The organism is Inquilinus sp., assembly GCF_039594555.1.
In the GTDB taxonomy this organism is placed as follows: Bacteria; Pseudomonadota; Alphaproteobacteria; order DSM-16000; family Inquilinaceae; genus Inquilinus.
Window position 1 is genome coordinate 1 of the sequence record NZ_JBCNNF010000159.1, and the last position, 14,612, is coordinate 14,612.

Sequence of the window (14,612 nt, forward strand, 5' to 3'; positions counted from 1 at the left end):
GGCGCCGATCGCCAGGGCATCGGAGCCGACATACATCTCGCCGTCACCGAAGCCGATGGCCAGCGGCGAGCCGCGGCGGGCGACCACCAGCAAATCCTCCTCGCCGGTGAACAGGAAGGCCAGGGCGAAGGCGCCCTCCAGCCGCTTCAGCGCCGCGGCGCTGGCCTCGCGCGGCGCCAGCTGCTGGTCGAGATAGTGGCTGACCAGATGGGCGACGATCTCGGAATCGGTCTCGGTGGCGAAGGCATGGCCCAGACCCTCGAGCTCGCGCCGCAGCTCGCGGAAATTCTCGATGATGCCGTTGTGGACGATCGCGACCCGGTCGGTCGCGTGCGGGTGGGCGTTGTTTTCACTGGGCCGGCCATGCGTCGCCCAGCGGGTGTGGCCGATGCCGATGGTGCCGTCGATCGGCGCCGCGCCCAGGCGGGCCTCCAGGTTGACCAGCTTGCCTTCGGCCCGGCGCCGCTCGATCCGGCCGCCGACCAGGGTGGCGATGCCGGCCGAGTCATAGCCGCGATACTCCAGGCGCTTCAGCGCCTCGACCAGCCGGGCCGCCACCGGCCGGGTTCCGACGATGCCGACGATGCCGCACATCAGCTCTTCTCCTGCGCACGTTTGGCCTTCTCGGCTTTCTTCCTCTCGCGATAGCCGGGCGCCCAGCCGGGCTTGTCTTCCTGCCGCGCCCGGCCGATCGCCAGCGCGTCGGGAGCGACGTCGCGGGTGATGACGCTGCCGGCGGCGATGTTGGAGCGGTCGCCGACCGTCACCGGCGCCACCAGAACGGTGTCCGAGCCGACGAAGACCTCGGCCCCGATGCTGGTGCGGAACTTGTTGTAGCCGTCGTAGTTCGAGACGATGGTGCCGGCGCCGATATTGGTCTTCTCGCCGACCGAGACGTCGCCGAGATAGGTCAGGTGGTTGGCCTTGGCGCCGGCGGCCAGGTCCGCCGCCTTCAGCTCGACGAAGTTGCCGATATGCGCCCCCTCGCCCACCGTCGTGACCGGGCGCAGCCGGGCGAAGGGCCCGATGCGGGCGCCGCTGCGGATCGTAGCACCCTCGATATGGCTGAAGCCCAGGATCTCGACCCCGTCCTCGATCGTGACGCCGGGGCCGAAGAAGGTCGACGGGCCGATCACCACGTCCCGCCCCAGCTTCGTGTCGACCGATAGCCAAGTGGTCTTCGGGTCGATCAGCGTCGCGCCGCCCAGCATGGCCTGGCGGCGCAGCCGGTCCTGCAGGATCGCCTCGGCATCGGCCAGCTCGACCCGGGAGTTGATGCCCAGCACCTCGTCGGGGTTGCCCTCGACCACGCTGCAGGCCCAGCCGCGGGCGCGAGCGGCTTCGACCGTGTCGGTCAGGAAGAACTCGCCCTTGGCGTTGTTCGCCTGCAGTGCCGCGACCAGTTCGGGCAGGCGGCGGCCGTCGAAGGTCATGATGCCGGCGTTGCACAGGCCGATCCGGCGCTCGTCCTCGCTGGCCTCGGAAAACTCGACGATGCGATCGAGGCCGCCATCGGCGGTCTGCACCAGCCGGCCATATTGCAGCGGATCAGCCGGGCGCATGCCGAGCACCACCACCGCCGGGTCTTCCGCGGCGCGGCGGGCCGCGACCAGCCGCTCCAGCGTCGCCGTGGTCAAGAGCGGCGTGTCGCCGAACAGCACGATGACGTCGCCCTGGAAGCCTTCGATCGCCGGCAGCGCCGCGCGCACCGCGTCGCCGGTGCCCTTCTGATCGGGCTGGACCACGGTCGGGACCGGGGCGACGCTCGCGGCCACCGCCTCCATCCCCGGGCCCACCACCACGGCGATCCGCTCAGGCGCCAGCGCCTGGGCGGCGGCGACGACATGGCCGAGCATCGACCGGCCGGCGAGCTCGTGCATCACCTTGGGTCGGTCGGACTTCATCCGCGTGCCCTTGCCGGCGGCAAGGATGAGGCAGGCGACAGCACTCACGGGGCGATAGCTCCACAATCACGGAACAATATCCCATGTCATCTGCCACGGCCGGGCGGAAAGGCAAATTCAATTATTGTTTCGACGGGTTACGCCGTGGGCTTGAGATCAGGAGGCACCGGCCTGCGCCGCCCGCAGATGGACTACGACGAGCCCCCAGGGCGACTCGCTCTGGATCCGCACAGGCACCGCCGGCAGCCCGCCGCCGGGCGAGGCCAGCCAGGTCTCGATCACCCGCTCCTCCGACACGCGGGAGCTGCGCTGGAAATACTCGGTCGGCTTGGTGGTCCGTCGCTCGTCGCCGAAGTTGAAGTCGCCGACCATCGGCGTCAGCGTCAGGGTGCAGCGCTGCGCCTCGCCGCCATAGATCCCCAGATCCGACTTCTCCAGCATCACCGCACCGCCGTCGGTCAGGTCGGCGCGGTACAGCCGGCGTCCATCGAACACCGGCACCTGCCCCTTGCAGGCCTCGGCACCGACATGCATCGCCTGCAGGATCGACACCACGCCGCTCAACGGATCCACGGCATGCGTCAGTTGTGCCGGCGGGATGGTCTGCTCGCGCTTCGGCTTCTTGCTCGGCACGATCACCACATCCATCTTGCCGCCGCCGAGGAAGGTGATGGTCGTGGTCCGGGCGTCGTCGCCATTGATCCGCTCCACCACATTGCGGGCCGGGCGCACCCGCGGGCCTTCCAGGGCGCCGCTCGACTGCACGTTCGATCGCCAGCTGCTGAAGGTGGCGGCGATGCCGACCACATGGGCCGACAGGTCGATGTCGTAGCGGTCGCGGCCCAGCGACAATCCGGACGTCACCTCCAGCATGCGCAGGCCGCCGACATAGACGTCGTAGGTCATGCGGGCGCCGGCATCGGCGGCCAGAGCGGGGCCGGCGGCTAAGGCGATGAGGGAGGCGGCGATCGGGATCAGGCGGTGCATGCGCGTCGGAAACCTCGCGGCGGGAGCGGCAGACTGCGAAGAAACTGGGGCGCGATTGCGGCGATATCCAGGGGCCGGCTGATAGCGCGGCCGAGGAATCTCGTGATATCGGATTGCCGCCGGACGACCGGAGGATGGTGGGCGCGACAGGGATTGAACCTGTGACCCCTCCCGTGTGAAGGGAGTGCTCTCCCGCTGAGCTACGCGCCCCCGCGTCGTCGGGGCCGCTTAAGTACGAGGCGGCATCCCGGCTGTCAAGGCCGCAATGCGGCGGCCCGAAGGTCTTTTCGTCAGGCCGCCCGGCGCTGCTCGATCGCGGCCTCGACCAGGTCAGCGGCGGCGCGCAGCACCTCCGGCCCTGCCCCCGGGCGGTGGGCGTTCTCGGCCAGGTGGCGGCGGAAGGCCCGGGCGCCCGGCACGGCCTGGTACAGGCCGAGGATGTGGCGGGTCATGGACCCAAGCGGCACGCCCCTGGACCGGTTCGCCTCGACATAGGGCAGGAAGCCGTCGATCGCGTCGCGGCGGCTGCGGGCGGGCCCGTCCTCGCCGAAGATGCGGCGGTCGGCCTCGGCCAGAATCCAGGGATTCTGATAGGCCTCGCGGCCGATCATGACGCCGTCGAGATAGGCGAGTTGCTGCTCGGCGGCGTCAAGCGAGGTGATGCCGCCATTGATCGCGATGGTGAGATGCGGGAAATCGCGCTTCAGCCGGTGCACCACCTCGTAGCGCAGCGGCGGGATCTCGCGGTTCTCCTTCGGGCTCAGCCCGCTCAGCCAGGCCTTGCGGGCGTGGACGATGAAGGTGTCGCAGCCGGCCTCGGCGATGGTGCCGATGAAGGCCACCAGCTCCTCATAGCTGTCGCGGTCGTCGATGCCGATGCGCGACTTGACGGTGACCGGCACATCGCAGGCGGCGCGCATCGCCGAGACGCAGGCGGCGACGGTCGCAGGCTCGGCCATCAGGCAGGCGCCGAAGCGGCCGGACTGCACCCGGTCGCTGGGGCAGCCGACATTCATGTTGATCTCGGCATAGCCCCAGTCGGCGCCGATGGCGGCAGCGCGTGCCATCGCGTCGGGGTCGCTGCCGCCGAGCTGCAGCGCCACCGGCTGCTCCGCCTCGGAAAAGCCCAGGATGCGCTCGCGGTCGCCATGCAGCACCGCGCCGGTGGTCACCATCTCGGTGTACAGCCGGACACGGCGCGAGACCTGGCGCAGGAAGAACCGGCAGTGCCGGTCCGTCCAGTCCATCATCGGCGCCACGGAGAGGCGGTGCGTGTCGGCGGTCGTCGTCATGGCCGCAGTCTATCCAGAAGGACGCCGGGACCGAAGCCCCGGCGCGTTCATTCAGCGGCCGACCGGGCGTCGGCGCATCGGCGCCGAGCCGCCGTCATTCGCCGCCGGCGCCGGACGGCGGTCGCCGCCCTGCTGCGCCGGGCGCTGGCCGCCCTGGTGACCATGGCCATGCGGACGCTGGCCGGTCTGGCCCTGGGGCCGCTGCCCCTGGCCGTGATGGCCGCCATGGCCGTGCGGGCGCTGGCCCTGTCCCTGGGGGCGCTGGCCCTGACCGCCCTGCGGCCGGCCGCTGCGCTGCTGCGGACGGCCCTGGCCGCGCGGGGCCGGGCCGGCGCTGCCCTGCCGGAACGGGATGGTGGAGCGGTAGGCATGCTCCTCCACCACCGGCACCGGCTGGCGGATCAGCTTCTCGATGTCGCGCAGATAGGCGCGCTCTTCGACGTCGCAGAACGAGATCGCCATGCCGTCGGCGCCGGCGCGCGCGGTGCGGCCGATGCGATGGACATAGCTCTCCGGCACGTTCGGCAGCTCGAAGTTGATCACATGGGTGACGCCGTCGACATCGATGCCGCGGGCGGCGATGTCGGTGGCGACCAGCACCCGGACCTTGCCGTTGCGGAAGCCCAGCAGGGCGCGCTCGCGCTGGCTCTGCGACTTGTTGCCGTGGATCGCGTCGGCGACGATGCCGGCCTGGGTCAACTGCTTGGCGACGCGGTCGGCGCCGTGCTTGGTGCGGGTGAACACCAGGACGCGGCGGATGCTCTCGTCATCGCGCAGGATCTCGGTGAGCAGCGACCGCTTGTCGTCCTTCTCGACGAACATGACGCGCTGGTCGATGCGCTCGGCCGTGGTCGCGACCGGCGCGACCTCGACCCGCACCGGATCGGTCAGCAGCCGGCCGGCCAGGTCGGAGATGTCGGTCGGCATGGTGGCCGAGAAGAACAGGCTCTGCCGCTTGGCCGGCAGGGTCGCGACGATCTTCCGGATGGCGTGGATGAAGCCCATGTCGAGCATCTGGTCGGCCTCGTCCAGGACGAAGACGTCGAGCTCGTTGAGCTTGATGGCGCCCTGGGACATCAGGTCGAGCAGCCGGCCCGGGGTGGCGACCAGGACGTCGACGCCCTGCGCCATGGTGCGGATCTGCGGACCCATGCCGACGCCGCCGAACACGGTGGTGCGGGTCAGCGGCAGGTGGCGGCCATAGACGCGGAAGCTCTCGGCGATCTGGCTGGCCAGCTCGCGGGTCGGGCTCAGCACCAGAGCGCGGCAGCCGCGGCGCGGCGCCGAGCGCCGGTCGGCCATCAGCCGGTGCAGGATCGGCAGGGCGAAGGCGGCGGTCTTGCCGGTGCCGGTCTGGGCGACGCCCAGCAGGTCACGGCCCTGCAGCAGATGGGGGATGGACTGCGCCTGGATCGGCGTCGGGGTCTCGTAGCCCTCGGCCGCCAGCGCCTTGAGAATGAGCGCGTTCAGGCCGAGATCGGTAAAACTGGTCAAAGGGAAACTTTCGGTAACAACGACGCCGAGCCACGGACACCGGTTCAGCCGGGTCATGGGGATAAGCGCGGGGTTGACGATGACGCCCCGCGCGATCTGGGCAGTCGGATGACTTCGATCGGGACCGACAGGACGCATCCCGGAGGGAGCGCTCACGCGATCGGTGGCCGACGGCTGTCTGTGGACGTAACCACTGCAGCGACCGGAATGTCGTTGCGCACTGCACAAAAGTCAAGGCTTTCGGGGCTTTGCATTCCTGCCCTGCATGGCGCCTCAGAAAATTTCGTTCGGTTCTGCCGATCGTCTCTACCCGCCCATCGATTTCCCTTGCGGCCTGGATCGGGCCGCGGGACCGTGGCCGGCATGAACGTCACGCTACGCCAGATCGCCTATTTCACCGCGGTGGCCGAGGCCGGCTCGGTCTCCGGCGGTGCCGCGGCGGTCGGCATCTCGCAATCGGCGATCACCGATGCGCTAAAGGCGCTGGAGGAGCAGACCGGCGCGCGGCTGTTCGAGCGCCATGCCCGCGGCGTGATCCTGACCTATCCGGGCCACCAGTTCCTGCGCCATGCCCGCACCATCCTGGCGGCGGTGGCCGACGCCCAGAACGCACTGAAGACCCTGCCGGAGGCGGTGCAGGGCACCCTGCCCCTCGGCGTCACCACCATGGTCTCCGGCTATTTCCTGGCCGACCTGCTGGCCCGCTTCCGCCGGGTGTTCCCGAACGTCACGGTCGAGGTGATCGAGGAGGAGCGGAGCTATATCGAGCACCTGATGATCAACGGCGAGATCGCGGTCGCGGTGATGATCGTCTCGACCCTCGACAACCGCGACGCGCTGGAGAGCGAGATCCTGGTCCGCTCCGAGAGCCGGCTGTGGCTGCCGCCGGACCACCGCTTCATGGGGCGCGAGGCGATCCCGCTGGCCGAGATCGTCGACGAGCCGCTGATCGCGCTGGCGGTGGACGAGATCGTCGAGGCCAGCGACCTGGTCTGGCGTGCCGCCGGGCTGATCCCGAAACGGGTGTTGCGCACCGCCTCGGTCGAGGCCGTGCGCAGCCTGGTGGCGACCGGCGCCGGCGTCGCCATCCTGCCCGACATGGCCTATCGCCCCTGGTCGCTGGAAGGCGACCGGATCGAGGCGCGGCCGCTGGCCGACCCGCTGCCGACGCTGGATGTCGGCGTGGTCTGGCGCCGGGGCTCACCGCTCTCGACCCAGGCCGAGACCTTCATCCAGGTCGCCCGCACCCACCCGGCACCGCGCCTGCGGTCGCTGTAGCCATCGGTTTCCCCGATAGCAAAACCGGATATTTCATATTTCTCGGTATTCCGGCAACGGACCTACCATTCTTCCCAACAACACGATCAACGGGGAGATCGAGATGGGACCGCAGCTTCGCCGGATTCTGGCCCTGGGCAGCGCCCTGGCCGTGCTCGGCACCACCACCCTGGCCGGCGCCGCGCCGCTGAAGGCCGTCGGCAAGGGTGAGGGCCAGGTCGATATCGTCGCCTGGGCCGGCTACATCGAGCGCGGCGAGACCGATAAGGCCTATGACTGGGTCACCGGCTTCGAGAAGGAAACCGGCTGCAAGGTCAACGTCAAGGTCGCCGGCACCTCGGACGAGATGGTGGCGCTGATGAACGAGGGCGGCTTCGACCTCGTCACCGCCTCCGGCGACGCCAGCCTGCGCCTGATCTACGGAAAGCGGGTGCAGGAGATCAACACCGACCTGATCCCCGGCTGGAAGACGATCGACAAGCGGCTGCAGAACGCGCCCTGGTTCACCGTCGACGGCAAGCATTACGGCGTGCCCTACCAGTGGGGCCCGAACGTGCTGGCCTACAACACCGAGGTGTTCAAGGAGCCGCCGAAGAGCTGGAGCGTGGTGTTCGAGCCGACCAACCTGCCCGACGGCAAGCCGAACAAGGGCCGGGTCGAGGCCTATGACGGGCCGATCTACATCGCCGACGCCGCGCTGTATCTGATGAAGGCCAAGCCCGAGTTGGGCATCAAGGACCCGTACCAGCTGAACGAGGACCAGTACAAGGCGGCGCTGGACCTGCTGCGCGGCCAGCGCCAGCTGGTGCTGCGCTACTGGCATGACGCCACGGTCCAGGTCGACGACTTCATCAATGAGGGCGTGGTCGCCTCCTCCGCCTGGCCGTTCCAGGTCAACCTGCTGAAGTCGCAGAACAAGCCGATCGCCAGCGTCGTGCCCGAGGAAGGGGCGACGGGCTGGGCCGATACCACCATGCTGCATGCCGACGCGGCCCATCCGAACTGCGCCTACAAGTGGATGGAGCATTCGCTGAGCAACAAGCTGCAGGGCGACCTCGCCGCCTGGTTCGGCTCGGTGCCGGTTGTGCCAGCCGCGTGCCAGGGCAACGAGCTGCTCGGCGCCGAGGGCTGCAAGGCGAACGGCTTCGACAATTTCGAGAAGATCCACTTCTGGACCACGCCGAGGCAGCAGTGCCCCGACCATCCGGAAGGCTGCGTCCCCTATCTGCGCTGGACCACGGACTACATCGCCATCCTGGGTGGACGATAGACCGCTCCAACCCCCTAACCCTCCCGGCCCTGACGGGCCGGGCCCCTCCCTCTCCCCGAGGAGAGGGACCGGATCGCGGCTCCTTCACCTCTCCTTGGGGAGAGGTCGAAATCGCGCAGCGATTTCGGGTGAGGGGGAAGCCAGCCGCGCCACCTCGCACCTGCCTAGCCACAGGCCGATCCCATGACCCACCGCAGCACCGCCGTCCGCTTCGACCATGTCAGCCGCCATTTCGGTTCGGTGCGGGCGGTGGACGATGTCAGCTTCGAGATCCGCGACAGCGAGTTCTTCTCGATGCTCGGGCCCTCCGGCTCGGGCAAGACCACCTGCCTGCGGCTGATCGCGGGGTTCGAGCTGCCGACCGCGGGGCACCTGCTGCTGCATGGCAGCGACGTCTCGGCGACCCCGCCCTATGACCGCGACGTCAACACCGTCTTCCAGGACTACGCCCTCTTCCCGCATATGAGCGTGTGGGAGAACGTGGCCTACGGCCTGATGATCCGGCGCGTGCCGAAGGCCGAACGCCGGCGCCGGGCCGAGGAGATGCTGGGCATGGTCAAGCTCGGCGACTTCGCCGGGCGGCGGCCGGCCCAGCTGTCGGGCGGCCAGCGCCAGCGCGTCGCCCTGGCCCGCGCCCTGGTCAACCGCCCCTCCGTGCTGCTGCTGGACGAGCCGCTGGGCGCGCTGGACCTCAAGCTGCGCGAGGCGATGCAGGAGGAGCTGAAGGCCCTGCAGCGCCAGGTCGGCATCACCTTCGTCTACGTCACCCACGACCAGGGCGAGGCCCTGGCGATGAGCGACCGGGTGGCGGTGTTCAACCGCGGCAAGGTCGAGCAGATCGACACGCCGAGCGCGATCTACGACCGGCCGGAAACCGCCTTCGTCGCCGGCTTCGTCGGCGCCTCGAACATGGTCGACGCCGCCACCGCCGGGAAGCTGATGGGCCAGGCCCGGCCCTTCGCGCTGCGGCCGGAACGCATCCGCATCCTCGGCGACGGCCAGACGGCGCCGGCCGATGCGGTCGAGGTGGCCGGCACGGTGGACGGCGTCGCCTTCCTTGGTGCCACCACCCGCTACCGCGTGGCGCTGGCCCCCGGCGGCGCCGTCGACGTGGTCGAATCCAACCTCGATGCCGCGCCCAAGGCCCCCGGCCAGTCGGTGCGGCTGGCCTGGCGGCGCGAGCACGCCCACCCGCTCGCGGACCTTGCGGCATGAGCGTCGCCGCCACCCTTCCCGTCCCTGCTTCGGACGGCGTCGGCCGGCGCGCCGCGCGGCTGCTGTACCGCAATGGCTGGCTGCTGCTGATCCTGCTGCTGACGCCGCCGCTGCTGTGGCTCGGCGTGGTCTATCTCGGCTCGCTGTTCGCGCTCCTGCTGCAGAGCTTCTATTCGGTCGACGGCTTCACCGGGATGATCGTCCCGGAATTCACCCTGTCGACCTATGGCGACCTGTTCACCGCCGCCAACATGGATGTCGTGCTGCGCACGGCGGTGATGGCGGCGGTGGTGACGTTGGCCTGCGCCCTGATCGGCTTCCCGATCGCCTATTACGCCGCGCGCTATGCCCGCGGCCGGGCCAAGGCGGCCTTCTACATCGCGATCATGCTGCCGCTGTGGTCGAGCTACCTGGTCAAGGTCTATGCCTGGAAGCTGATCCTGGCGCGCGAGGGCGTGATCACCTGGCTGGCCGGGGAGCTGCACCTGACCTGGCTCCTGGACGGCATCCTGGCCCTGCCGGTGGTCGGCGGACCGTCGCTGTCCAGCGCCTATCTCGGCACCGCCACGGTCTTCATCTACATCTGGCTGCCTTACATGATCCTGCCGGTTCAGGCGGCGCTGGAGCGGGTGCCGCGGTCGCTGACCGAGGCCTCGGCCGATCTCGGCGCCAGGCCCGCGCAGACCTTCCGGACGGTGATCCTGCCGCTGGCCTTTCCCGGCGTGGTCGCGGGGTCGATCTTCACCTTCTCGCTGACCCTGGGCGACTACATCATCCCCGGCATCATCGGCTCCTCCCGCCCCTTCATCGGCCAGGTGGTGCTGCAGCTGCAGGGCACCGCCGGCAACGTGCCGCTGGCCGCCGCCTTCACCGTGGTGCCGATCCTGATCATGGCGGTCTATCTGACGGCGGCGAAACGCCTGGGGGCCTTCGATGCGCTCTGACGCCACCGCCGCGCGCGGCAAGGTCACCGCCGGCACCCGTGCCCCCTGGGCGCTGCGCCTGTCGGCCCTGGCCGGCATCCTGTTCCTGCATGTGCCGCTGCTGTTCATCCTGCTCTACGCCTTCTCCAGCGACGAGAAGACCTTCCAGTTCCCGCCGCCGGGCCTGACGCTGCACTGGTTCAGCACCGCCTGGCTGAACCGGCCGGACATCTGGGCCGCGCTGGAACTGTCGGTTAAAGTCGCGGCGATGGCGACGGCGCTGGCCATCGTGCTGGGCACCTGCGCCGCCGCCGCGGTCTGGCGCAGCCGGTTCTTCGGGCGCGAGACGCTGTCGCTGCTGATCATCCTGCCGATCGCCCTGCCCGGCATCATCACCGGCATCGCCCTGCGGTCGGCCTATTCGCTGCTGGAGATCCCGTTCAGCTTCTGGACCATCGTCATCGGCCACGCCACCTTCTGCATCGTCGTCGTCTACAACAACGTGCTGGCCCGGTTCCGGCGCACCTCGGGCTCGCTGATCGAGGCGTCGATGGATCTCGGCGCCGACGGGTTCCAGACCTTCCGCCATGTGGTGCTGCCGAACATCGCCACGGCCCTCCTGGCCGGCGGCATGCTGGCCTTCGCCCTCAGCTTCGACGAGGTCATCGTCACCACCTTCACCGCCGGTCAGCAGCAGACCCTGCCGATCTGGATGCTGGGCGAGCTGATCAAGCCACGGCAGCGGCCGGTGACCAATGTCGTCGCCATCATCGTCATCGTCGTGACGTTCCTGCCGATCGTCGGCGCCTATTACCTCACCCGCGACACCCATGATTTTTCGGGCTCCGGCAAGTAAGGGAGAGTTTCCATGGACATCGAGCTTCTGATCGACGGCGCCCTGGTGAAGGGCGAGGGCCAGACCGAGAAGGTGCTGAACCCGGCGACCGGCAAGCTGATCGTCGAGGTGCCGGAGGCCTCGCAGGCCCAGCTCAACGCCGCCATCTCCGCAGCGGCTCGCGCCTTCGAAAGCTGGTCGCTGACCACCCCGGCCCAGCGCGCCGGGCACCTGCTGAAGCTGGCCGACGCGATCGAACGCGAGGCCGAGGCCTTCGCCCGACTGGAATCGCTGAACTGCGGCAAGCCCTATGCCCGGGTTCTCGAAGACGAGCTGCCGGCGATCATCGACACCTTCCGCTTCTTCGCGGGCGCCACCCGCTGCCTGACCGGCTCGGCTGCCGGCGAATACGTCGCCAACCACACCAGCATGATCCGGCGCGACCCGATCGGCGTGGTCGGGTCGATCGCGCCCTGGAACTACCCGCTGATGATGCTGGCCTGGAAGATCGCCCCGGCCCTGGCCGCCGGCAACACGGTGGTGCTGAAGCCGTCGGAGCAGACGCCGCTGACCGCGCTGAAGCTGGGCCGCGCCCTGGCCGAGCTCTTCCCCAAGGGCGTGATCAACGTCGTCGCCGGCCGCGGCGAGACCGTCGGCTCGGCGCTGACCGCCCATCCGCAGGTGCGCATGGTGTCGCTGACCGGCGACATCGCCACCGGCCAGAAGGTGCTGCAGGCGGCGGTGAAGAACCTGAAGCGCACCCATCTCGAGCTCGGCGGCAAGGCGCCGGTGCTGGTGTTCGACGACGCCGACCTCGAGGCTGTGGTGGCCGGCGTCCGCGCCGGCGGCTTCTACAATGCCGGGCAGGACTGCACCGCGGCCTGCCGGGTCTATGCCGGGCCGAAGATCTATGACCGGCTGGTGGCCGACCTGGCCGGCGCGGTCGCCAGCCTGAAATACGGCGCGCCGGACGACGCGGCCAGCGAGATCGGCCCCCTGATCAGCGAGCGCCAGCGCGACCGCGTGGCCAGCTTCGTCGAGCGCGCGGCGGCGCAGAAGCATACCGAGATCCTGGCCGGCGGCGGCAAGGCCGAGGGCGACGGCTTCTTCTTCAGGCCGACCCTGGTGGCCGGCGCGCTGCAGACCGACGAGATCGTGCGCAAGGAGGTGTTCGGGCCGGTGGTCTCGGTCACCCGCTTCGACGACCCGGACGCCGCCATCGCCTGGGCCAATGACAGCGATTACGGCCTGGCCTCCTCGGTCTGGACCAGCAATGTGAAGACGGCGCTGAAGACCTCGGCCCGGCTGCAATATGGCTGCGTCTGGGTGAACGCCCATTTCACCCTGACCACCGAGATGCCGCATGGCGGGCTGAAGATGTCCGGCTACGGCAAGGACATGTCGATGTACGGCCTGGAGGACTACACCGTCGTGCGGCACGTGATGATGAACTTCAGCTGATTTGCGGCTGAGGCAGCTTGGATTGCGCGGCCGGGCCCGTTAGGGTCCGCGCCATGTCGCAATCCATCACCATCATCGGCGGCGGCCCCGCCGGGCTGATCGCCGCGCAGCGCCTGGCCGAGGCCGGGCGGCGCGTGACCGTCTACGACCGCATGCCGACGGTCGGGCGGAAGTTCCTGATGGCCGGGCGCGGCGGGCTGAACCTGACCCATTCCGAGCCGCTGGACCGCTTCGTCACCCGCTACGGCGCGGCGCAGAGCTGGATCGAGCCGCTGGTCCGCGCCTTCACGCCGGACGATCTGCGGGCCTGGAGCCACGATCTCGGTGTCCCGACCTTCGTCGGCTCCAGCGGCCGGGTGTTCCCGGAGAGCCTGAAGGCATCGCCCCTGCTGCGCGCTTGGCTGGGCCGGCTGGCGGAGCTCGGCGTCGGGGTCCGCACCCGGCACGACTGGATCGGCCTCACCGCCGGCAACCGTCCGCTGCTGCGCGGGCCGGACGGCGAGTTCGAGGCCGAGGCCGACGCCACCATCCTGGCGTTGGGCGGTGCCAGCTGGCCGCGTCTGGGCGGCGACGGCGGCTGGGCGCCGGTCCTGGCGGCGCGCGGCGTCGCCATCGCGCCACTGCTTCCGGCCAATGCCGGCGTCGAGATCGCTTGGTCGGCACATCTGCGCGACCGCTTCGCCGGAACGCCGCTGAAACGCATCGCCCTGACCCTCGCCGGCCGCACCGTGCGCGGCGAGGCGGTGATCGCCGCCACCGGCCTGGAAGGCGGCGCGGTCTATGCGCTCGGGCCCGGGCTGCGCGAGGCGATCGCGCGGGATGGTGGCGCCGTGCTTACTCTGGACCTGCGGCCGGACATGAGCGCGGCGGAGATCGCCGACCGGCTGGCCCGGGCCGGCAGCAGCGACAGCGCCCCGAACCGGCTGCGCCGGGCCCTGTCCCTGACCGGCCCGGCCTGGCCGCTGCTGCGCGAGGGCTTCGCCGCCGAGGCGCTGGCGACGCCGGAGGCCCTGGCCGCCGCGATCAAGGCGATCCCGCTGCGCCCGACGGGCCTGCGGCCGCTGGACCGCGCCATCTCCACCGCCGGCGGCATCCGCCTCGACGCCCTGACGCCGGCGCTGGAGCTGAAGGCGCTGCCCGGCGTCTTCGCCTGCGGCGAGATGCTGGACTGGGAGGCGCCGACTGGCGGCTACCTGCTGCAGGGCTGCTTCGCCACCGGCGTCGCCGCCGCCCGCGGGCTGCTGGGCTGAGCCATTCGGCTGACCATCAGATTGCCATCAACACCGGCTCTCCTGCCACTGCCGGCGCCCGGTCGACGCGGCGCCGCAACCGAGCGACGGAGAGCTGCAATGATTGTCGTGACCACCGAGGGCGTGGCGGGCCATCGGGTGACGAAGATGCTGGGGCAGTGCTTCGGCGTGGTGGTGCGCAGCCGCGGCATCGGCGGCAACTTCATGGCCGGGCTGCGCTCCATCGTCGGCGGCGAGATCACCGAATACACCCAGATGCTGGAGGAGGCGCGGCGCCATGCCCTCGACCGCATGGTGCAGAACGCCACGCTGATGGGCGCCAACGCCATCGTCATGATGCGTTTCGACAGCTCCGAGATCGGCGAGACCATGAGCGAGATTGTCGCCTATGGCACCGCCGCGGTGATCGAGCCGGCATGATCCGGTCCGTCCTGATCGTCCTCGGCGTGCTGGCGCTGGTGCTGGGCGTCGTGGCGATGGCCGCCGGCACGGTCGGCGCCGGGATCTGGCTGCTGGTCTCCGGCGGCCTGCTGGTGGTCGGCACGGCCTGGGAGCAGCACCGCTACAAGCCGCTGGACGACGGCCATCCCGGTCCCGGCTGGGAGGACAGCGGCGAGCGCTTCGTCGACCCCGACAGCAACGCCACGGTCACCGTGTTCACCCATGCCCGGACCGGCGAGCGCCGCTATGTGAAGGACGGGGA

The 14,612-nt window shown here is 69.9% G+C and carries 13 protein-coding genes, 1 tRNA gene and 1 pseudogene; 9 read left to right on the forward strand and 6 right to left on the reverse strand.

Going from position 1 to position 14,612, the window contains the following annotated elements; genetic code table 11:
- The 6 genes and pseudogenes from ABDW35_RS17895 to ABDW35_RS17920 form a co-directional block, all read right to left on the reverse strand.
- Positions 1-594 (reverse strand): annotated as a pseudogene (locus ABDW35_RS17895) (glutamine--fructose-6-phosphate aminotransferase); the annotation flags it as partial.
- The gene (gene glmU, locus ABDW35_RS17900; RefSeq protein ID WP_343715237.1) at positions 594-1,952 is read right to left on the reverse strand and encodes a bifunctional UDP-N-acetylglucosamine diphosphorylase/glucosamine-1-phosphate N-acetyltransferase GlmU; all 1,359 of its coding nucleotides are present in this window, start codon (positions 1,950-1,952) and stop codon (positions 594-596) included. The gene glmU and the pseudogene ABDW35_RS17895, both read right to left, overlap by 1 nt.
- Before the next feature lie 108 nt (positions 1,953-2,060).
- Entirely contained in the window at positions 2,061-2,891 is an 831-nt protein-coding gene (locus ABDW35_RS17905) for a DUF3108 domain-containing protein (RefSeq protein WP_343715238.1), read from the reverse strand.
- A 135-nt stretch (positions 2,892-3,026) separates the two neighbouring features.
- Positions 3,027-3,101, reverse strand: a tRNA-Val gene (locus tag ABDW35_RS17910).
- Positions 3,102-3,181: 80 nt separating this feature from the next.
- Positions 3,182-4,183: a tRNA dihydrouridine(20/20a) synthase DusA gene (gene dusA, locus ABDW35_RS17915; RefSeq protein ID WP_343715239.1), complete on the reverse strand. Its 1,002-nt coding sequence runs from the start codon at positions 4,181-4,183 to the stop codon at positions 3,182-3,184.
- A 51-nt stretch (positions 4,184-4,234) separates the two neighbouring features.
- Positions 4,235-5,677, reverse strand: a complete 1,443-nt coding sequence (locus ABDW35_RS17920; RefSeq protein ID WP_343715240.1) for a DEAD/DEAH box helicase — start codon at positions 5,675-5,677, stop codon at positions 4,235-4,237.
- Between the two features lie 363 nt (positions 5,678-6,040).
- Here ABDW35_RS17920 and ABDW35_RS17925 point away from each other — a divergent pair, with 363 nt between their 5' ends.
- From ABDW35_RS17925 to ABDW35_RS17965, 9 genes are all read left to right on the forward strand, one after another.
- Entirely contained in the window at positions 6,041-6,955 is a 915-nt protein-coding gene (locus tag ABDW35_RS17925; protein ID WP_343715241.1) for a LysR family transcriptional regulator, read from the forward strand.
- A 103-nt stretch (positions 6,956-7,058) separates the two neighbouring features.
- A complete protein-coding gene (locus ABDW35_RS17930; RefSeq protein WP_343715242.1) occupies positions 7,059-8,225 on the forward strand; it encodes an ABC transporter substrate-binding protein in 1,167 nt (388 codons plus the stop codon).
- A gap of 183 nt (positions 8,226-8,408) precedes the next feature.
- Positions 8,409-9,440 (forward strand): ABC transporter ATP-binding protein, encoded by a 1,032-nt coding sequence (locus ABDW35_RS17935; protein ID WP_343715243.1) that lies wholly within the window; start codon positions 8,409-8,411, stop codon positions 9,438-9,440.
- Positions 9,437-10,384 carry an ABC transporter permease gene (locus ABDW35_RS17940; RefSeq protein ID WP_343715244.1) on the forward strand — a complete coding sequence of 316 codons (948 nt, stop codon included), beginning with the start codon at positions 9,437-9,439 and terminating at the stop codon, positions 10,382-10,384. Before ABDW35_RS17935 ends, ABDW35_RS17940 begins: the two co-directional genes overlap by 4 nt.
- Complete coding sequence (locus ABDW35_RS17945) at positions 10,374-11,219, forward strand: ABC transporter permease (RefSeq protein ID WP_343715245.1); 846 nt, start codon at positions 10,374-10,376, stop codon at positions 11,217-11,219. The genes ABDW35_RS17940 and ABDW35_RS17945 overlap by 11 nt, the downstream gene beginning before the upstream one ends.
- Before the next feature lie 12 nt (positions 11,220-11,231).
- Complete coding sequence (locus tag ABDW35_RS17950) at positions 11,232-12,659, forward strand: gamma-aminobutyraldehyde dehydrogenase (protein ID WP_343715246.1); 1,428 nt, start codon at positions 11,232-11,234, stop codon at positions 12,657-12,659.
- Positions 12,660-12,712: 53 nt separating this feature from the next.
- Positions 12,713-13,909, forward strand: a complete 1,197-nt coding sequence (locus ABDW35_RS17955) for a TIGR03862 family flavoprotein (RefSeq protein ID WP_343715247.1) — start codon at positions 12,713-12,715, stop codon at positions 13,907-13,909.
- 99 nt (positions 13,910-14,008) lie between these two features.
- A complete protein-coding gene (locus ABDW35_RS17960; RefSeq protein WP_343715248.1) occupies positions 14,009-14,329 on the forward strand; it encodes a YbjQ family protein in 321 nt (106 codons plus the stop codon).
- On the forward strand, positions 14,326-14,612 hold a 287-nt coding region (locus tag ABDW35_RS17965), incomplete at its 3' end, for a DUF308 domain-containing protein (protein WP_343715249.1). The genes ABDW35_RS17960 and ABDW35_RS17965, both read left to right, overlap by 4 nt.

Excerpts from the sequence above, each read along its gene's own strand:
- ABDW35_RS17935 (WP_343715243.1), top strand. The coding sequence starts at position 8,409 with ATGACCCACCGCAGCACCGCCGTCCGCTTCGACCATGTCAGCCGCCAT.
- ABDW35_RS17905 (WP_343715238.1), bottom strand. The coding sequence starts at position 2,891 with ATGCACCGCCTGATCCCGATCGCCGCCTCCCTCATCGCCTTAGCCGCC.
- ABDW35_RS17950 (WP_343715246.1), top strand. The coding sequence starts at position 11,232 with ATGGACATCGAGCTTCTGATCGACGGCGCCCTGGTGAAGGGCGAGGGC.
- ABDW35_RS17955 (WP_343715247.1), top strand. The coding sequence starts at position 12,713 with ATGTCGCAATCCATCACCATCATCGGCGGCGGCCCCGCCGGGCTGATC.
- ABDW35_RS17930 (WP_343715242.1), top strand. The coding sequence starts at position 7,059 with ATGGGACCGCAGCTTCGCCGGATTCTGGCCCTGGGCAGCGCCCTGGCC.
- ABDW35_RS17960 (WP_343715248.1), top strand. The coding sequence starts at position 14,009 with ATGATTGTCGTGACCACCGAGGGCGTGGCGGGCCATCGGGTGACGAAG.
- ABDW35_RS17925 (WP_343715241.1), top strand. The coding sequence starts at position 6,041 with ATGAACGTCACGCTACGCCAGATCGCCTATTTCACCGCGGTGGCCGAG.
- ABDW35_RS17945 (WP_343715245.1), top strand. The coding sequence starts at position 10,374 with ATGCGCTCTGACGCCACCGCCGCGCGCGGCAAGGTCACCGCCGGCACC.
- ABDW35_RS17940 (WP_343715244.1), top strand. The coding sequence starts at position 9,437 with ATGAGCGTCGCCGCCACCCTTCCCGTCCCTGCTTCGGACGGCGTCGGC.
- dusA (WP_343715239.1), bottom strand. The coding sequence starts at position 4,183 with ATGACGACGACCGCCGACACGCACCGCCTCTCCGTGGCGCCGATGATG.